Below are 18,760 nucleotides of genomic sequence, written 5' to 3'. Positions count from 1 at the left end.
TCCGCGCGTGCCGGCATCAACGTGCCGGCAGTGCTATCGCGTCCGCGTCGACGCAGGCGACCAGCTGCTCGCCAATGCCCATTACCGGTGCGATGCCGGCGGTGAAACGCGAGTACGCCGGCAGCACGGTCAGGCGCTCGCGCAACCAGAACGCTGGCCAGCGCCGCTGCATGCCGGGCAGGCGTGCGAGTGGATGCAGGTGGCCGCACAGCACGTGCAGGGTGGGGTGCGGCTGTGGATCATGCCGCAGCAGGAACGGGCCTTCCTGCACGCGTTCGCCCAGCAGGGTGATGCCCAGGTCGGCCTTGGGCAGCACGCGGTCGTGGTTGCCGGCCACTGCGCCGATCTCCAGGTGCGGATGCTGCTCGCGCCATGCCTGCCATTGCCGGTACCAGGCGGCCCGATGCGCCGGGCCGTGCAGCACGTCGCCCAGGATCCACAACGTGCGCACGGGGCGTTCGGCAACGAGTCGGGTCAACCGTTCCAGATCATCACCCGTGCCGCCGCTGGGCAGGCCGATACCCGCGCGCCGGAACAGATCGGCCTTGCCAAGGTGCAGGTCGGCAATCAGCAGTGCCTCGCGCGCCGGCCAGTACAACGCGCGCTCGCCGAGCAGGCGTACCTGCTCGCCCGCGATATCGGTCACGACGTCAATCGGCATGGCGTTTCTCCAGTTGGCCTACGGCGCGCAGCACGCGCGTCTTCCAGTCTTCGTTGCTGAGCTGCCCGCGCAGACGCTCGGCCCACAGCGGGAATGACAAGGGCCCCAGCGTTGCCGGGTGCTGCACGCATAACGTGCGTGCCTGGCAGCGGCGCAGCGTTTCGGCCAGGCAGGCCAGGTCGAGCTGCTCATGCAGCACTTCACGTTCGGCCAGGCCGAGCAGGATGTGCCCGGGATCATGCTGGCGCAGCACGTCATACAGCAGGCCGGCCGAGGCCTGCAGCTGGCGCAGGCTGCGTGGCGTGCGCCCCGGCAGCGCCGGAATCAACAACCCGGACACGCGCGCGATGTCGCGGAACTGGCGGCGCGCCAGCTCGCCCAGGTTGAGGCTTTCGCGCAGGTCCTCGAACAGGCCGTCCGGCTGCAGCAGCGCAGCCACCTGCATCGCATCCACCTCGACCGCGCGTGCCGGTGCCAGCACGAAGCCATAGTCGTTCGCGGCGTAGCCAAACGTATTGGCCTGCACGCGTGTCCAGCGCATCGCCATCAGCGCGGCCAGCCCCTCGTTGACCTGGCGCCCGGCGAACGGATACACGAACACGAACTGGCCTTCACGGCGGCGCACGCTCTCCACCAGCAGCAGTGACGGGCCGGGCAGGGCGGACACGCGTGCCTGCAGGCGCAACAGGGGGGCCAGCCAGTGCATTTCCGGGCTGTCGGGCGCAGCCGCGAGCACGCGTTCCATTTCGTGGCCCAGCGCCTCCGACAACGGCAGGCGGCCGCCCTGCCAGCGCGGCACCACGCCATCGCCGCCACGCGCCAGCTTGACGTAGGCAGTGAGATTCTCCAGTCGCACCAGCTCCAGCAGCCGGCCGGCGAACTGGAAGCGGTCGCCGGGGCGCAGGCGGCCGACGAACTGCTCTTCCACGCTGCCGAGCCGGCCGCCGCGCATGAACTGCACCATGACGCTGCCATCGCTGGTGATGGTGCCGATCGACAGCCGGTGGCGCAGCGCCACGCGCCGGTCGTGCACGCGGTAGACACCGTCGTCGTCGCGCACCACCTTGTGGAAATCCGGGTACTGCGCGAGCGCCTGGCCACCCTGCACGATGAAGTCCAGCACGCCCTGCCACTGCGCGTCGTCCAGCGACGCGAACGCGTGGGTCCGGCGTACCTCGGCCAGCAGTCGGTCGGCGCGGAAGCCGCCGCCCAGCGCGCAGCTCACGCAGTGCTGGGCCAGCACATCCAGCGACAACCGCAGCGGGCGCCGCGCTTCGATCACGCCATCAGCCAGTGCGCGTCGTGCCGCGGCGTACTCCACCAGCTCCAGCGCATGCGACGGTACGCAGATGATGTGGCCCGATTCCCCCGGGCGATGCCGCGCGCGCCCGGCGCGCTGCACCAGCCGCGCGATGCCTTTCGGGCTGCCGATCTGCAGGACCTGGTCCACGGCCGGGAAATCCACCCCCAGGTCGAGGCTGGAGGTAGCCACCACGCAGCGCAATGCACCGTCACGCAGGCCCTGCTCGACGATGCGGCGCTGCGCGGGATCCAGCGAGCCGTGGTGCAGGCCCAACGTGGCCGGGTCTTCGGGCCACACCGCCGACAGCGCCTGGTGCCACAGTTCGGCCTGCGCGCGGGTGTTGGTGAACAGCAGGCTGGTGCCGACTGCGAACAGCTTCTGCTGCACCCGCTGCAGCTGCGACAGGCCCAGGTGGCCCGCCCATGGAAAGCGTTCGCCGTGCGCGGGCAACAGCGTCTCCACCTTCACCGGGCGCGGCCGCGCGCCCGACACCAGCGGCGCGTCGGGTACATCCGGCAGCAGCACCTCGCGCGCTTCGTCCAGGTTGCCAAGCGTGGCCGACAGGCCCCAGACCTGCAGCGCCGGCAGCGCATCGCGCAGGCGCCGCAGGTTCAGCTGCAGCAGCACGCCGCGCTTGTTGCCCAGCAGCTCATGCCACTCATCCACCACCACGCAGCGCAGCCGGCGCATGCGCTCCAGTGTGTCGGGGTAGCTCAGCAGCAGCGCCAGCGATTCGGGCGTGGTCACCAGCACGTCGATCCGGCCTTCGCGGGCCAGGCGTTTGTCGCGGGCGCTGGCATCGCCAGTGCGCAGCCCCACCTGCCAGTCCAGTCCAAGTGCCGCCAGCGGTTCACGCAGCGCGCGTGCGGTATCGCTGGCCAGCGCGCGCAGCGGGGTGATCCACAGCACCTGCAGCGCCGGCACCGTCTTGCCGGTGCGTGCACCCGGTGCGCGCGGCAATGGGTCGACCAGCGCCTGCAGCAGCGGCCCGCCGAACATCGCCAGCGTCTTGCCGCTGCCGGTGGGGGTGTGCAGCAGCCCGGACTGGCCGGCCAGGTAATGCCGCCACATCGTCTTCTGGAACGGCAGCGGCGACCAGCCTCGGCTGGCGAACCACGCGGCCAGCCGCGCCATCGCGTCGCGTCGGGTCACCGCGCCAGCGCCTGCAGCTGGGCCAGCGTGTCGGCTTCGCTGGCCGGCTTGTCATGGCGCCAGCGCAGGATGCGCGGGAAGCGCACCGCGATGCCGGATTTATGCCGGGTACTGCGATTGACTGCTTCAAAGCCGAGTTCGAACACCTGTTCGCCGCGCACGCTACGCACTGGGCCGAAACGTTCGATCGTGTTGGCGCGGATCCAGCGGTCCAACGCCGCGATCTCCTTGTCATCCAGTCCCGAATAGGCCTTGGCCACCGGCACCAGCCGCTCGCCGTCCCACACCCCGAAGGTGTAGTCGGTGTACAGCGTGCTGCGCCGGCCATGCCCGGCCTGTGCGTAGATCATCACCGCATCGATGGTCAGCGGCTCGATCTTCCACTTCCACCAGTCGCCACGGCGGCGGCCGCCCTGGTAGGCCGAGGTGCTGCGCTTGAGCATCAACCCTTCCACGCCGCGTTCGCGCGCCAACGCGCGCTGCGTGGCCGCATCCTGCCAGTCGGTGGCATCGAGCGTGGGCGACAGCACCACGCGCGCATCGTCGAGCGTGGCGAGTACCTTGGCCAGCAGGGCGCGTCGTTCTGCCAGCGGATGCTGGCGCAGGTCGTTGCCGTCGAATTCGAGCAGGTCGTAGGCACGCACGCGCACCGGGGTATCGCGCAACGTCTTCGGGCCGGGCTTGCGCCGTTGGATCCGGGTCTGCAGGGCGGTGAAAGGCAACGGCTGTGCATCGTCGCCGCGCCAGGCGAGCAGCTCGCCATCGATCACGGTGCCGTCCGGCAACGCCATCGCGGCCTCCTCGATTTCCGGGAAGCGCCCATCCAGCCGCTCTTCGCCGCGCGACCACAGTGCGACTTCGCCTTTGCGACGCAGCAGCTGCAGGCGGATGCCATCCCACTTCCATTCCAGCGTCCACTCGCCGATCGGGCCGAGGCTGTCGACCTCTGCTTCGATCGGCGAGGCCAGGAAGAACGGATACGGCTGCTGGCGGTCTTCTGGGCGTTCTTCGGCGCTGAGCAGGTTGGCGAGCAACCCCGGCGAGGGCACCCAGTCGCCCAGCATGCGCTGGGCGATGCGGGCGATGTCGATCCCCGACAGTTCCGCCAGCGCCTGCTGGACCAGCCGCTGGGAGACGCCCACGCGCAGCGCGCCGGTCAGCAGCTTGTTGAACACCAGTCGCTCGGCGGCAGGCAGCTGCCTCCAGCCAGTCTCCACTGCGGCACGGCGTACCGGTTCGGGCTGGTTGGCCACGGCCAGCAGGTGGTCTTCGATCCACTCGGCAAGCGGCCGGTCCTGCGCCCCTCCAGCGGGATCATCCAGCAGCAGGGTCAGCGTTTCGGCCAGGTCGCCGACCTGGTCGTAGCTGTCGGCCACCAGCCATGCGGGCAGGCCCGATGCCTCGGCGATCCAGGCGCGCAGTTCACCGCTGGCGGCGATCTTGCGGCGCGCGCCGCCGACCTTGCCGCCGCTGAGCAGGTACAGCGCCCACGCCGCGTCGTGCGGCCGCGCATCGCGGAAATAGGCCACCAGCGCGGCGCGCTTGTCCAACGTGGCGGTGCTGCGGTCCAGGCGCTGGTAGAGCGCGGCGAACGCCTTCATTCCTCGCTCCCGAAATCGGTGCGGAAGGCTTCGGCGGCAATGCCACGTTCGCGCAGGAAGGGGATCAGCGCATCGGTGTTGCCATGGGTGGCGATCACCCGGCGCGCGCCGGTCTGTTCAATGGTCTGCAGCAATGCCGGCCAGTCGGCGTGGTCCGACACCACGAAGCCACGGTCGTAGTTGCGCCGGCGCCGGTTGCCGCGCAGCCGCATCCAGCCCGATGCGAACCCCAGCTGGTGCCTGCCGAAGCGGCGCACCCAGGTAGTGCCGGCGGCAGAGGGCGGTGCCAGGATCAACTTGCCGGCCGCGTCGGGTTCGCGCCCCTGTTCGGCCACCGTATGCGTTTCCAGCATGGCGATGCCGGCCTCGCGATACACCGCCACGCCATTGGCGATGGCGCCGTGCAGCCAGGCCGCTTGATCGTCCAGCGGCAGCAGTTCGGCCAGCACCCGCTGCGCCTTGCCGAGTGCGTAACACAGCAGGATCGCCGCTTCGCCGCGCTGTGCGCACTCGCGCCGCCAGGCCACGATCTCGGCGGCGACCTCGCGCGTGTCCTGCCAGCGGTAGATCGGCAACGCGAAGGTCGCCTCGGTGATGAACACATCGCAGGGCACCACCTCGAACGGCGCGCAGGTCGGGTCCGGCTGGCGCTTGTAGTCGCCCGAGGCCACCCACACCTGCTGGCCGTCATCGATGCGCACCTGCGCCGACCCCAGTACATGCCCGGCCGAGTGCAGCGAGACCTGCACGCCGCCCAGCGTGAAGCGTTCACCGTAGTCATGCGCTTGCAGCGCCACATCGCCCAGCCGCCAACGCAGGATCGGCACGCTGCCGGTACTGCAGTAGTACTGGCCCATGCCGCTGCGCGCGTGGTCGCCATGGCCGTGGGTGATCACCGCGCGCGGCACCGGCCGCCACGGATCGATGTGGAAATCGCCGGCAGGGCAGTACAGGCCCTCGGGGCGCAGTACTACCAGGTCGCTGTTTGCCGCGTGCGTCGTCATGCCTGCACTGTGCCGGCGCGTTCGTGCACGAGGTGAGAATCCGCCTGAACAGCAGCCGGCATGCGGATGCGGCAGAATCATCGGGTCCGCCAGGAGGCCCGCACGATGACGTCCGTATTGCCTGCATTCGAGACCCATGAGGTGGCCAACCAGCCGCCCCCGTTCGGCGGCCGCAACCTGTGGGCCGACGATGTGGCATTGAGCGAAGCGGTGAAGCGCGAAGGCGGAGCTGCATTCATCGACCTGCTGCAGGCCTATGGCGCCATCGCGGGCGACACGCTTTACCGGCTGGGTTTCGATGCCAACCGCGACCGCCCGCGGCTGCGCACGCACGACGCGCAGGGGCACCGCATCGACACCGTGGAATTCCATCCGGCCTACCACCAGCTGATGGAGCTGGCCAAGCGCCACGGGGTGGCGGGACTGTCGTGGCAGCAGGGCGGCCCCGGCGCGCACGTGGCCCGCGCCGCACTCAGTTTCCTCCACCACCAGGCCGACGCCGGCACCAGCTGCCCGCTGACCATGACCCATGCCGCCGTGGCGGTGCTGCGCCAGGACCCGTTGCTGGCCGAGTGGGCCGAAAAAGCCGCCGCGCCGGTCTACGATCCGCGCGACGTGCCGATGGCTGACAAGGCCGGCATCACCCTGGGCATGGGCATGACCGAGAAGCAGGGCGGCTCGGACGTGCGCGGCAACACCACCCGCGCCGAGCTGCGCGACGACGGCAGCTATGCGCTGGTGGGGCACAAGTGGTTTTTCTCCGCCCCGATGTCCGACGCGTTCCTGGTGCTGGCGCAGGCGCCCGGCGGACTGACCTGCTTCCTGATGCCGCGGCGCCTGGCCGATGGCAACCGCAACGCGTTCCGCCTGATGCGGCTGAAGGACAAGCTGGGCGACTGGTCCAACGCGTCCAGCGAGATCGAGCTGTGCGGTGCCTGGGCGCGCCGGGTCGGTGCCGAAGGGCGCGGCGTGGCAACCATCATCGGCATGGTGATGATGACGCGGCTGGACTGCATGCTGGGCGCGGCGGCGGAAATGCGCATGGCCCTGGCGCAGGCGCTGCACCACACCCGTCATCGCAGCAGCTTCGGGCGCCGGCTGTGCGAGCACCCGCTGATGGCCAACGTGCTGGCGGACCTGGCGATCGAATCCGAAGCGGCGACGACCTTCGCCATGCGCGTGGCGCGCGCGGTCGACCAGGCGCCGCAGGATGCGCAGGAGGCCGCGTTCGCCCGCATTGCAACCGCCGTGGGCAAGTACTGGGTCTGCAAGCGGGCCGCAGTGTTCGTCAACGAAGCGCAGGAATGCCTGGGCGGCGCCGGCTACGTCGAGGAATCGATACCGCCGCGCCTGTACCGGCAGGCACCGTTGAATTCCATCTGGGAGGGCAGTGGCAACATCCAGTGCCTGGATGTGCTGCGTGCGCTGGCACGCGAGCCGCAGGTGCTGCCGGTGCTGGATGCGGAACTGGATGCGGTGGCCGGGCGCGATGCGGACTATGACCGCGCGTTGGCATCGTTGCGTGAGCTGCTGGCTGCTACGCCGTCGGAAGCGCAGGCGCGGGTGGTGACCGAACGGCTGGCGCTGTTGCTGCAGGCCGCCGTGCTGCTGCGTGCGGGCAGCCCGGTGGCCGGCGCATTCGTGCGTTCGCGGTTGGGCGGTGCGCACGGAGCGGCGTTCGGCACGCTGCCCGATGAGGTGGATGTCGGCGCGGTGATGGCGCGGGCATTGCCGTAGCGCCGGGCAGCGCCCGGCGCTACCTGTCTTCAGTGTTTGGCGGCGTCTGCGTTCTGCTTGGCGTCTTCGGCCACGTCGCGAGCCTTGTCAGCCACCTTCTCGGCGGCATTGGCGGTAGCCTCGCTGGCGTGCGCTGCCGCATCGCGCGCGGCAACCTTGGCATCGGCAGCGGCTGCTGCACTGGCGTCGGCGGCACGGTCCAAGGCCGGCTGTACGTCGGCCGCGGCGCGTTCGGACGCGGCAGCCGCGTCATCGGCGGCCTCGCGGGTGGAGGCGGCGGCCTTGTCCACGGCGACACGGGCGGCTTCGCCGGTGCTGTCGGCCGCCTGCGCGGCATCGGCACGCGCCTGTTCGGCTTCCGGGCCCTTGCAGGCCACCAGGGCCAGCAGCAGGGAGGCGGCCATCAGGGGGGTAGTGATCGAACGAATCTTCATGGCGTTCTCCGTCAGGTTCCAGGGACGCTGATCCTATTCACCCTGCCGTGAAGCCAAAGAAAAAGCCGCTGGCGAACCAGCGGCTTCTTCAGACTTGCTTGAAGAAAGAAGTTATTACTTCTTGGCTTCTTCAGCAGCGTCCTTGGCCTGCTCGGCGGTGGCTTCACCGGCCTTGGCAGCGTCGGCAGCAGCGCCGGCAGCAGCGTCGGTGGCAGCGCCAGCAGCCTGGGCAGCGGCGTCAGCCGAAGCGTCAGCAGCGGTGGTGGCGGTGTCGGCGGCAGCCTGGGCAGCGTCGGCGGTCTGGGCGCCAGCAGCAGCGGCCTGGTCGGCAGCGACCTGGGCGTCGGCAGCAGCTTCGTTGGCCGAAGCGGCGGCGTCAGCAGCCTGCTCCTGCTTCGAGCAGGCGGTCAGAGCCAGGCCCAGGGCCATTGCGATCAGCAGCTTGTTGATGCTCATTTGTGTGAATCCTCGTCGTTAGATTAGGCAACGCGCTATTGCGCGCCCGGCAACATGATGACAAGCCACGTTGGGCTGTCAAGCGATCCCGCATTCAGTTTTGCGAAACGGGTGTTAAAACCAATCAAATCAATTCGATGGCGATGGCGGTTGCTTCCCCGCCACCAATGCACAGTGTAGCAATTCCGCGCTTTGCATCACGCTTGCGCAAGGCATTGACCAGCGTCACCACCAGCCGGGCGCCCGAGGCGCCGATCGGGTGGCCCAGTGCGCAGGCGCCGCCGTTGACGTTGACCTTCGCCGGGTCGATGCCCAGTTCGCGGATGGGCGCCATGGCGACCACGGCGAACGCCTCGTTGATCTCGAACAGGTCCACCTGGTCCAGGCTCCAGCCGGCCTTTTCCAGCACCTTGTGGATGGCGCCGATCGGGGCCGTGGTAAACCACTCCGGTTCCTGCGAGTGGGTGGCGTGGGCCACGATCCGGGCCAGCGGCTGGACGCCGCGGGCGGCCGCGTCGTCTTCGGCCAGCAGCACCAGCGCAGCGGCGCCATCGGAAATGCTCGACGAACTGGCGGCGGTGACCGTGCCGTCCTTCTTGAACGCCGGGCGCAGGGTCGGGATCTTGGCGATGTCCGAACGGCCGGGCTGTTCGTCCTGGCTGTACTCCACATCGCCCTTGCGACCGGCGACCTTCACGGCCACGATTTCGTCATCGAACGCACCGGCCGCCTGCGCGGCCTGCGCGCGGCGCACCGATTCGATCGCATAGGCGTCCTGTTCCTCGCGGCTGAACTGGTACTTGTCCACCGCGCATTCGGCGAATTCGCCCATGGCCTTGCCGTCGTAGGCATTGACTAGGCCGTCGTGGGCCATGTGGTCCACCGCCTGGAAGTTGCCGAAGCGGTTGCCGGTGCGGGAATTGGGCAGCAGGTGCGGGGCGTTGGACATCGATTCCATGCCGCCGGCGACCACGATGCTGGCCGAGCCTGCCTTGATCAGGTCATGGCCCAGCATGATGGCCTTCATGCCCGAACCGCAGACCTTGTTCAGGGTGGTCGCGCCGGTGGCGTAGGGGATCCCTGCTGCCACGGCAGCCTGCCGGGCCGGGGCCTGGCCCAGGTTGGCCGGCAGCACGCAGCCCATGATCACTTCGGAGACGTCCGCCGCCGGCACGCCGGACTGTTCCAGGGCGGCGGCAATGGCGGTGGCACCCAGGGTGGGGGTGGGCACGCCGTTGAACTGGCCGAGGAAGGAACCGATGGCGGTCCGCTTGGCAGCGGCGATGACAATGTTGGACATGGCAATCTCGTTTGTTGCGTGAGCGATTTACGAAATGGGAACGCAGGGCATGGTATGGCGACGCGTTTCCCGGCAGACTGCGTGGGGGTGGCCCAGTATAGAGGGTCAGCATTTACCACCGGTGTCGGCCGGACAGGCAGGACGCCACGCGTGGTTTCAATTACGTTTTGGGGAGCAGGGATGAACCAGGTAGTTTTCAGCAGGACCGTGCTGGCCGGCGCGCTGGCCGTGGCACTGAGCGCATGTGGCGGCGGCAGCGGCAACAGCAAGGGAGACCTTCCGGTGGCCCCGGTGGTTCCGCCGATCACCCCGCCGATCGTGGTGGTGCCGCCGGTGACGCCGCCGCCGGTCAAGCCGACCCAGCCGGCCATCGACGCGCACCTTGCGCTGATCAATGGTTTTGAACGGCAGGACCTGACCGGCGCCGGGATCCGGATCGGCGTGGTCGATTCGGGGGTCAACCGTGCCCATCCCACCTTGGCCGGCCGGGTCGTCGCCAGCCACAGCTACGTGGATCCGGGCGCCAACAACCTGGCCGTCGACGACGTGGTCGGGCATGGCACCACCGTGGCGTCGCTGGCCGCTGGCGCCGCCTATGGCGACTGGCCGGGCGGCGTCGCCCCCGAGGCGCTGATCGTGTCGGCGCGCATCATCGCCGACAAGGCACCAGCCGATGACGGTACCGGCAACGGCAACCAGGTCAATGGCGCGCTGGGCCTGGCCGCCGTGCACCAGGACCTGATCGCCGACGGCGTCAAGATCATGAACAACTCCTGGGGCGGGCTGTACTGGACCAACCCGAACGCGACCGCTGCCATTGCGGCCGAGTACCGGCCCTTCATCACCACCAACAACGGCCTGGTGGTGTTCGCCACCGGTAACGAAAGCAAGGCGGACCCGTCCAACATGGCCGCGCTGCCGAGCCAGGCCGGTCCGAACGACACCCGTCCGGCTGCGGACCTGGAGCGTGGCTGGCTGGCGGTGACCGCCATCAATTCCAACCAGCCCGATACCCTGGCGTCCTACGCCAATGCCTGTGGCGTGGCGGCCAATTACTGCCTGGCCGCGCCGGGCGAAGCGGTGTTCGTCGATCCCCAAAGCACCACCGGCAGCACGCCCAGCTACCTCTGGGGCGGCGGCACCTCGTACGCGGCGCCGCTGGTCTCGGGCACGGCGGCGCTGGTCTGGCAGAAGTACCCGTACTTCAGCAACGACCAGGTGCGGCAGACCCTGCTCGGCACCGCCACCGACCTGGGCGCGGCCGGCGTGGACAGCGTGTTCGGCTACGGCCTGCTCAACGTGGGCAGGGCGATCAATGGGCCCGGCCGGTTCGACTGGGGCACCATGGTGGTCAACGTGCCGGGCTCGTCCAACTTCACTACCTGGAGCAACAACATCAGCGGTGCCGGCGGGCTGGACAAGTCCGGCGCCGGAACGCTGGTCCTGGGCGGCAAGAACACCTACACCGGCGGCACCATCGTCCGCTCGGGCGCGCTCTCGCTGGCCGACGGTGCGTCGCTGGGTTCCGACGTGCAGGTCCTGCAGGCCGGCGGCCTGCAGTTCCGCGCCGGTACCACCGGGGTCTCGGGCAACGTGGTCAACAGCGGCACGCTGTACCTGTTCGAGGCCGGCGTTACCGCCGTGATCCAGGGTAACTACACCCACGAGGCCACCGGCGTGTTCTCGACCGCGCTCGGTGCGCAGGCGTTGAAGGCGACCGGCACCGCCCAGCTCAACGGCGGCACCGTGCGGATCGACCGTGCGGTGGAAGGCTATGTCCCGCAGACGGGTGTCCGGCAGGAGCTGATCACCGCCGCGCAGGGCCTGACCGGCACGTTCGATCGCTACACCGCGCTCGGCAACGTCGTGCTGCTGGATGCGACGTTCACCTACGACCACTACTCGGTAGGGTTGAACATCGATCGCGTGAGCGTGACCGGCGCTGCGGCGTCGGCGGGGCTCGGTGCCATTTCGGCCGCTTCGGCCCTGCGCGTCGAGCAGGCGTTCGACGTGCTCGATACCGGCACGGGCCTCGGCACGCCGGGCTTTGCCGACGCGGCGGGCGAGCTGCAGCGGGTGCAGGGCGCGGCCGGCCTGCAGGCGAGCCTGGAAAGCCTGTCGGGCAAGGCGCACAGCCTGGCCAACGGCATGACCTTCGACAACCTGGACATGAACCGCCGCGCGTTGTCGACCCGCTTCGATGCGGTGTCGGCCGCACCACGTCTTCGCGGCGCCTGGCAGAGTGCGCTGGGTGAAGCCGGGCAGGGCAGCTTCGCCGGCAGCGGCTTCCAGACCCAGGGCTGGATGATGGGCCAGGACATGGCGCTGGGCAGTAACGGCGTGATGGGCTTTGCCTTTGGCGAAACCCGCAGCAACAGCAGCCGCGAGTGGGGCGGCGACAGCGGTCGTGACCGCCAGTCGCAGGCCCAGCTGTACGCCGGCTGGAACAGCGGGGCGGCCTACACCCTGGCGCAGCTGGGCGCTGGCCAGTTCACCCGCGAGATCGACCGCCAGCTGTTGCTGGGAGCGGGGCAGTACGGGGTCAATGCCCGTTACGGCGGCAACTTCAGCACCGCCAGCGTGGAATCAGGCTACCGCTTCGGCGGCGCCGGGGCATCGTTGACGCCGTACCTCGGTGCGGACTACGCGCGCCTGGACAGCGACAGCTTCAGCGAAGACGGCGGCTTCGGCTTCGGCCTGCGTGCGGACAGCCGCGCGTCCAGCCGCAGCCAGGCGCTGGCCGGCCTGCGTGCGGAAACGCGCCTGCGTGGCTGGTCGCTGCGCGGCTATGCCGAGTGGCAGCAGACGCTGTCCAGCGATGGCCTGGCCTTCGATGCCAGCTTCGTGGGCGTGGATGCCTGGGCGCCGGTGGCGGGGCTGCAGCCGGCACGCTCCGGCGGCCTGTTCGGCCTGTCGGTGCAGTCCTGGCTGACGCGCAACTCGCAGCTCTCGTTCGGCTACGACCAGCGCTTCGGCCCGCGGGGCGACCTGAGCCAGGTGGCGCTGCGGTACTCCGCCGCGTTCTGATCCAGGCGCGATGGGGCAACGAAAAAGGGCGCGAGATGATCGCGCCCTTTTTTCTTGCCTGCGGTCCGGATCAGCCGCCGCGCAGCGTTCCCAGCCGCGGCCGTGCCCGGCCCAGCGGCATCTTCAGCTTGCCGATGGACTGGATGCGGGTTTCGGCGATGCGGTCGGCCGCGCGCTGCGGCGCAATGCCTTCCTGCTGGGACAGCGCGAAGATGCGGCCCAGGTTGTGGTAGATGCTGCGGATCAGGCGCATCGCGCGTTCGCGGTTGTAGCCGTCGATTTCCAGCGACACGTTCATCACCCCGCCCGCGTTCACCGCATAGTCCGGGGCATACAGGATGCCGCGGGCATGCAGCTCATCGCCGATCTCAGGCGTGGAGAGCTGGTTGTTGGCGGTGCCGCAGACGATTCTGCACTTCAGGCGCGGCAGGGTCTGCGGGTTGATCGCCCCTTCCAGCGCGCACGGCGCGAACACATCGGCGTTCACGTCGTAGATGTCGTCGGGCTTGACCGCCTCGGCGCCGTACTCGGTCACCGCACGCTCCACCAGCGCAGGGTCCAGGTCGGTGACGAACAGCTTGGCGCCGCGATCCCGCAGCAGCTTGACCAGTTCCATGCCGATATGGCCCAGGCCCTGCACCGCGATGCTGACCTTGCCCACTTCCTCGTGGCCGAGCTTGTGCTGCATGGCCGCCATCAGCGCCTGCAGCGCGCCGTAGGCGGTGAACGGGGCCGGGTCGCCCGAGCCCCCGTGGACCTGGTGCACGCCGGTGACGTACTCGCTTTCCAGGTAGATGTTTTCCATGTCATTGACGTCGGTACCAACGTCCTCGGCGGTGATGTAACGCCCGCCGAGCGAATCCACGTAGCGACCGAACGCGCGGAACAGCACCTCGGTCTTGTCCCTGCGCGGGTCGCCGATGATCACCGCCTTGCCACCCCCGACATTCAAGCCCGCCAGTGCGTTCTTGTAGGTCATCGTGCGGCTGAGCCGCAGCGCGTCTGCCAGTGCGTCGTCCGTGCTGGCGTAGGGCCGCATGCGCACGCCGCCCAGCGCCGGGCCCAGCGTGGTGTTGTGGATGGCGATGATGGCCCTCAGACCGGCATCGCGGCTGTGGCAGAACACCACCTGTTCATGACCGGACGTTTCGAGGGTTTCAAATAACATGGTGACTCCGATGGTGCGAACGGCGGCAAACGCCGGCGAACGTACCAGCAAAAGGTGGGGTGTAAAACAAAAAAAGCGACGTCGTCGGTTGGGCAGGACGGGTCGCGCGGCGCCATTCTAGTGCATTCCGTCGGACGGTGTTGTCAGCGCCGGATGACCATCGCGCGCTAAAGTTGCCCGGTTCCGGGCCGATGCCGTGGCAACGGTGCGCAGTACCGGCAAGCCAGGACGGAACACGTGGGTGCAGTGGCGACAATTCGGGTGCGGTGCCGCACCGGCAGGGGCGCGGCCCGATGATGACGATCCTGGCGGGGGCGGCCGGCGTGCTGGTCGTGGCATTCCTGGGCTGGGGGCTGTATCGCCGCCCGGCAGGGGCGGGGGCGGCTCCGGTGCCGGAGGGCACCCGCAGCCGAAGCCGCGCGCAGCCGCAGCCACCTGCTTTGACGGAGCCCTCCGGCGCCGAGGCCGGTGAGGTGCTGCAGGCCGGCCTGCACGCGCTGGCGCTGATGCCGGGCATTGGCAGCGCGCAGGCCACCGGCGCGCAGGACGCGACCCTGCTGGCAGCGGTGGCGGCCGCGCTGGAGGCGCAGGACTGGTCGGCCCGGCACCTCCCGCGCCGGCCGCAGCTGCTGCCGCAGCTGATCCAGACCGTGAACGACAGCGACGCGTCGGCACGCAGCATGGCCTCGATCATCGGCCAGGACGCGGTGCTGACCGGCAACCTGCTGCGCATCGCCAACAGCCCGGTCTACCGGCTGCAGGCCAAGCCGGTGGACAGCCTGCAGCGTGCGGTCACGCTGGTGGGTACCGAGGGCATCCGCCAGATCATCAGCGCGGTGCTGGTGCAGCCGGTCATGCAACTGCACAGCGACGCCTTTCCGCAGTTCGGCACCGTGGTCTGGGAGCACGCGCTGCTGGCTTCACGGGCTGCGGCCGATCACGCCCGCCTGGTCACCCATGAGGACGGCTTCGCCGCGCAGTGGATGGGGCTCACCCAGGGCCTGGGCGCGGCCCTGGTGATGCGGCACCTGCTGGATGTTGCCCGTGAGCAGGGCGTGCCACCGTCACCGCAGCTGGCCAGCACCCTGCTGGATGCCTGGACCCTGCCGGTGGCCAGCCGCATCGCGGCGGCCTGGGAGCTGCCGCCGTCGGTGCACCAGGCGCTGCTGCGCGACGCCGATGCGACGGGCGGCGGGCTGGCCGCCAGCCTTCGCTTCGCGCGCGCCGGCGCGTCGGCCAGCCTGCTGTGCCGGCATGGCCGGATCAGCCAGGCCCAGGCGCTGGCGCTGCTGGAGCAGCTGCAGGGAACCCCGGCGCATGCATTGCAGTGGATCTGGCGCCGCCTGCACGGTCGCGCGGTAGAAACGCTGGACGCGGACGAATCAGCCGAAGCGTAGAGCCACGCCCTGCGTGGCTGCTCGTAGAGCCACGCCCTGCGTGGCTGCTCGTAGAGCCACGCCCTGCGTGGCTGCTCCTAAAGCTGGGATTCGAGGGGCAACCAGCTGATCACACGCGCGCTCGCACGCTGCCAGAACGACGTATCGGGCTCTTTGTCCAGCAGCGCAGGAGGCTGTTCGGCCCGATCCAGCCAGCGCACCTGGTCATCGGCATCCAGCGTCACCCAATAGCTCTGCTTCGGGTCGGCCAGGCGCAGATATTCCGCGCGCAGTTGCGCGGCCAATTCCCGGTCATCAAACAGCACGCCCATTTCCGTATTGAGGTAGGCAGAACGCGGGTCCAGGTTGAACGAGCCCACGAAACCACGCTGGTCGTCGATCATGAACGCCTTGGTGTGCAGGCTGGCGCCGCTGCTGCCGAACAGGCCGCCGCTGCCGCCGCCCGCGCCACGCGAGCGCAGTTCGTACAGGTGCACGCCATCGCGCAGCAGCGGTGCGCGATAGTGCATGTAGCCGCTGTGCACGGCCGCGACGTCATTGGCGGCCAGTGAGTTGGTCACCACGCCCACGTAGGCGCCACGTTTCACCATCGCGGCCATCCCGCGCGTACCTTCCTCGCCCGGCACGAAGTACGGCGAAATCAACAACGCTTTATGGCGGGTGGCTTCAAGTTCGCGCACCAGCCGGGTGACCAGCCAGTTGGCGGGGTCGTCGCGGCGGTGCTTCATCGCCGGATCGGACACGATTTCCACGCCGGGCGACCAGTGCAGGTCTACCGCATCGGTGTAGAACGAACGCGCTGCGGGCGAACCCTCGACGCGCTCAAGATAGGGTCTGGCGGCCGCCAGCTTCGCCTCATGCGCCGACTCGAGCATCAGCAGGCGCAGCTGGGCCGGGGTGTGGAAGGCGAGGGCGGCCACGGGCACCGCCGCTTCACTGTTCCAGTACGCGTCGAATATTGTGTTGGCCTGCTGCACCGCCTTGCCGGCCACGATCAGGTCCAGGTCGCGGAAGTTCACATCACTGCGCGCGCTGAAGTACTCCTCGCCGATGTTGCGCCCGCCGACGATGGCGACCCGGCCATCGGCGATCCACTGCTTGTTGTGCATGCGGTGGTTGACGCTGAAGAAGCGCTGCACCATTTCCACCAGCCGCCACAGGCCATCACGGTTGCGGAACGGGTTGTAGAGGCGGATCTCGATGTTGGGGTGCTCATCGAGCGCCATCATCAACGCATCCTTGTCCTGCGCGTTCATGTCATCCAGCAGCAGGCGCACGCGCACGCCACGTTGAGCCGCCTGGTACAGCTCCTGCGCCATCAGGTGGCCGATCAGGTCGTCCTTCCAGATGTAGTACTGCAGGTCCAGGCTGCGCGCGGCATGCCGGGTGATCACCGCGCGGGCGGCGTACGCATCCAGGCCCTCGGACAGGAAGGCCACGCCGGACTGATCCGGGTGATCAGCCTGCAGGCGGACCAGCTCGCGATCGATCGCGCTCTGCGCCGGCTGCAGCGGCAGCACGCTGCTGTGCGGACCCATCGCCTTGGGCGTGAGGTGATCGCCCAGCAGCAGGCCGCTGAGTACCAGCAGTGTCACGATCGCCAGCAGGATGCCTGCGCCACGCAGCAGGCGGCGCCACAACGGCTTCTTCTCGGTCATGGCCTGATCCTAAGCGGGCCGCGCGTGCACCGGAAGTGCAGGGCGCGTGCGCGGATCAGAAGCGTTCGTCCGGCGCCAGGTAACGCCACTGGCCCGGGGCCAGCTTGCCCATCGCCACCCGGCCGATGCGTAGGCGACGCACGCTGATGACGTCCAGCCCGACCTGCCGGCACATGTCGCGCAGCTGCCCGGGTGCCACCGGCTTGATCGCGAAGCGCAGCCGCGTTTCGTTCTGCCAGCTGACCTTGCACGGCGGCAACGGCCAGTTGCGGAAGCTCATGCCGTGCGCAAGCCGCTTCATGCCGTAGGGCACCAGTTCGCCGCTGACCTCGACCAGGTATTCCTGCTCCAGCGTCGCGCCGCGGTCCTTCAGGTGCGACACCACGCGGCCGTCCTGGCTGACCACCACCAGGCCGCTGTCTTCGTCGGCCAGCGGCATCACCAGCTGCAGCGCGTGGAAGTGCCGCTGCAGCAGGGCCACGCCGGTGGCATCCAGTTCGCTGCGGGTTTCGGGGGTGACCAGCGCGCACAGTTCATCGGCGCGCATGCCGGCCGGCTTGTGCAGCAGCATGCTGACCGTCTCGGCGCGGGTCGCCTCGGCGTTCTCGCGCAGCACCACCACCTCATCGGTGACCATGGCCTGCGGTTGTTCGACCACCACGCCGTTGACGGTGACCCAGCCCCCTTCGATGAAGCGCTGGGCGTCGCCCCGGGAGCAGCCGATCAGGCTGGTCAGGCGTTTGTCGAGTCGGATCGGATCGGTCATCAGGCAGGCAGCACAAAGCGGGACGCGGGCGGGGAGTGTACTGGCTCGGGGCCGGGCCTGCGCGTGACAGGGCTGCGGCCCCGCGCCGCTGCTGGCATGATCCGATGATGAACTGGCGTGCGTCCCCTGCCGTGAAAGTCGGCCTTTCCATTGCCGTGGCCACTGGCCTGTATGGCATTTCCTTTGGCGCGCTGGCGGTGGCGGCCGGGCTGAACCCGTGGCAGGCGCAGGCGCTGAGCCTGTTGATGTTCACCGGCGGCTCGCAGTTTGCGTTCATCGGCGTCATCGCCGGCGGCGGCGCCGGTTCGGCGGCATTCACCGCTGCCACGCTGCTGGGCGCGCGCAACGCCGTGTACGGCATGCAGATGAACCGGATGCTGGGCCTGCGCGGCTGGCGGCGCGGGGTGGGCGCGCAGATCACCATCGACGAATCGGCGGCCACCGCCTCCAGCCAGATCGTGCCGCTGGAACAGCGACGCGGCTTCTGGACCGCCGGTGTGGGCGTGTTCGTGCTCTGGAACCTGTTCACCGCCGTCGGCGCGATGGCCGGCGACGCGCTGGGCGATCCACGCCGGTGGGGCCTGGACGGTGCCGCGGTGGCAGCGTTCCTGGCGTTGCTGTGGCCACGGCTGCGCCAGCGCGATGCGGTGGCCATCGCGATCGTGGCCGCGCTGGTCACGGTGCTGGCGCTGCCGTGGGTGCCGCCCGGCATCCCGATCCTGTTGGCGGCGGCGGTGGCCGCGCTGTGGGGCGCGCTGGTACAACTTGAAGCGCGCGGCGCATGAGCGTGTGGGGGTGGTTGCTGCTGGGCTGCGTGGCGGCCTATGCGATCAAGCTGGCCGGGTGGCTGGTGCCGGCGCGCTGGCTGGAATCGCCGCGCATGACCCGGGTCGCCGGCACGCTCACGATCGGCCTGCTGGCCTCGTTGACCGCGATGAATGCCGTGGCCGCCGGTGCGGCGGTGGTGCTGGACGCGCGGCTGGGGGCGCTGGCCGTGGCGGCCGTGGCGCTGCTGCTGCGGTTGCCGTTCCTGGCGGTGGTGGTGCTGGGCGCGGCGGCGGCGGCCGCGCTGCGCTGGGCCGGGATCGGCTGAGCG

Annotated in this window: 15 protein-coding genes; 5 read left to right on the top strand and 10 right to left on the bottom strand. The window is 69.4% G+C overall.

The window, feature by feature from the left end; translation table 11 throughout:
• Positions 1 to 16: 16 nt before the first annotated feature.
• From pdeM to NMB40_RS12655, 4 genes are read right to left on the bottom strand one after another with little or no spacing between them, the layout of a single operon-like run.
• Positions 17 to 661 carry a ligase-associated DNA damage response endonuclease PdeM gene (gene pdeM, locus NMB40_RS12670; protein ID WP_494358626.1) on the bottom strand — a complete coding sequence of 215 codons (645 nt, stop codon included), beginning with the start codon at positions 659 to 661 and terminating at the stop codon, positions 17 to 19.
• Positions 651 to 3,098, bottom strand: a complete 2,448-nt coding sequence (locus NMB40_RS12665) for a ligase-associated DNA damage response DEXH box helicase (protein ID WP_494361073.1) — start codon at positions 3,096 to 3,098, stop codon at positions 651 to 653. The genes pdeM and NMB40_RS12665 overlap by 11 nt, the downstream gene beginning before the upstream one ends.
• Before the next feature lie 14 nt (positions 3,099 to 3,112).
• Positions 3,113 to 4,717: an ATP-dependent DNA ligase gene (locus tag NMB40_RS12660; protein WP_494358625.1), complete on the bottom strand. Its 1,605-nt coding sequence runs from the start codon at positions 4,715 to 4,717 to the stop codon at positions 3,113 to 3,115.
• Complete coding sequence (locus NMB40_RS12655; RefSeq protein WP_494358624.1) at positions 4,714 to 5,721, bottom strand: ligase-associated DNA damage response exonuclease; 1,008 nt, start codon at positions 5,719 to 5,721, stop codon at positions 4,714 to 4,716. Before NMB40_RS12655 ends, NMB40_RS12660 begins: the two co-directional genes overlap by 4 nt.
• 105 nt (positions 5,722 to 5,826) lie before the next feature.
• On the opposite strand from NMB40_RS12655, the gene NMB40_RS12650 reads away from it, so the two are divergent.
• Positions 5,827 to 7,458 carry an acyl-CoA dehydrogenase family protein gene (locus NMB40_RS12650; RefSeq protein WP_494358623.1) on the top strand — a complete coding sequence of 544 codons (1,632 nt, stop codon included), beginning with the start codon at positions 5,827 to 5,829 and terminating at the stop codon, positions 7,456 to 7,458.
• Between the two features lie 29 nt (positions 7,459 to 7,487).
• On the opposite strand, the gene NMB40_RS12645 is transcribed toward NMB40_RS12650, so the two are convergent.
• From NMB40_RS12645 to NMB40_RS12635, 3 genes are all read right to left on the bottom strand, one after another.
• On the bottom strand, positions 7,488 to 7,892 hold the full coding sequence (locus NMB40_RS12645; protein ID WP_282246913.1) for a hypothetical protein: 405 nt from the start codon (positions 7,890 to 7,892) through the stop codon (positions 7,488 to 7,490).
• Positions 7,893 to 8,006: 114 nt separating this feature from the next.
• A complete protein-coding gene (locus NMB40_RS12640) occupies positions 8,007 to 8,348 on the bottom strand; it encodes a hypothetical protein (RefSeq protein WP_282246914.1) in 342 nt (113 codons plus the stop codon).
• Positions 8,349 to 8,472: 124 nt separating this feature from the next.
• The gene (locus NMB40_RS12635; protein WP_282246915.1) at positions 8,473 to 9,648 is read right to left on the bottom strand and encodes a thiolase family protein; all 1,176 of its coding nucleotides are present in this window, start codon (positions 9,646 to 9,648) and stop codon (positions 8,473 to 8,475) included.
• A gap of 180 nt (positions 9,649 to 9,828) precedes the next feature.
• Between NMB40_RS12635 and NMB40_RS12630 the strand changes: the two genes are divergently transcribed.
• Positions 9,829 to 12,675 (top strand): S8 family serine peptidase, encoded by a 2,847-nt coding sequence (locus tag NMB40_RS12630; RefSeq protein ID WP_494358622.1) that lies wholly within the window; start codon positions 9,829 to 9,831, stop codon positions 12,673 to 12,675.
• A gap of 70 nt (positions 12,676 to 12,745) precedes the next feature.
• On the opposite strand, the gene NMB40_RS12625 is transcribed toward NMB40_RS12630, so the two are convergent.
• Entirely contained in the window at positions 12,746 to 13,843 is a 1,098-nt protein-coding gene (locus NMB40_RS12625; RefSeq protein WP_448143288.1) for a Glu/Leu/Phe/Val dehydrogenase dimerization domain-containing protein, read from the bottom strand.
• A gap of 293 nt (positions 13,844 to 14,136) precedes the next feature.
• Here NMB40_RS12625 and NMB40_RS12620 point away from each other — a divergent pair, with 293 nt between their 5' ends.
• Positions 14,137 to 15,240: an HDOD domain-containing protein gene (locus NMB40_RS12620; RefSeq protein WP_494358621.1), complete on the top strand. Its 1,104-nt coding sequence runs from the start codon at positions 14,137 to 14,139 to the stop codon at positions 15,238 to 15,240.
• A gap of 77 nt (positions 15,241 to 15,317) precedes the next feature.
• On the opposite strand, the gene NMB40_RS12615 is transcribed toward NMB40_RS12620, so the two are convergent.
• Both NMB40_RS12615 and NMB40_RS12610 read right to left on the bottom strand, forming a co-directional pair.
• Positions 15,318 to 16,898: a phospholipase D family protein gene (locus NMB40_RS12615; RefSeq protein ID WP_494358620.1), complete on the bottom strand. Its 1,581-nt coding sequence runs from the start codon at positions 16,896 to 16,898 to the stop codon at positions 15,318 to 15,320.
• Between the two features lie 55 nt (positions 16,899 to 16,953).
• The gene (locus NMB40_RS12610) at positions 16,954 to 17,664 is read right to left on the bottom strand and encodes an rRNA pseudouridine synthase (protein ID WP_494358619.1); all 711 of its coding nucleotides are present in this window, start codon (positions 17,662 to 17,664) and stop codon (positions 16,954 to 16,956) included.
• A gap of 107 nt (positions 17,665 to 17,771) precedes the next feature.
• Here NMB40_RS12610 and NMB40_RS12605 point away from each other — a divergent pair, with 107 nt between their 5' ends.
• Positions 17,772 to 18,449, top strand: a complete 678-nt coding sequence (locus NMB40_RS12605) for an AzlC family ABC transporter permease (RefSeq protein ID WP_494358618.1) — start codon at positions 17,772 to 17,774, stop codon at positions 18,447 to 18,449.
• Positions 18,446 to 18,757, top strand: coding sequence for an AzlD domain-containing protein (locus NMB40_RS12600; protein ID WP_494358617.1), 312 nt, complete (start codon positions 18,446 to 18,448; stop codon positions 18,755 to 18,757). Before NMB40_RS12605 ends, NMB40_RS12600 begins: the two co-directional genes overlap by 4 nt.
• The last annotated feature ends 3 nt before the right edge of the window (positions 18,758 to 18,760 follow it).

Source organism: Stenotrophomonas sp. FBCC-B152 (genome assembly GCF_059134105.1).
The sequence above is the reverse complement of the archived record's forward strand: the minus strand, read 5'-3'. Positions and strand labels throughout refer to the sequence as shown.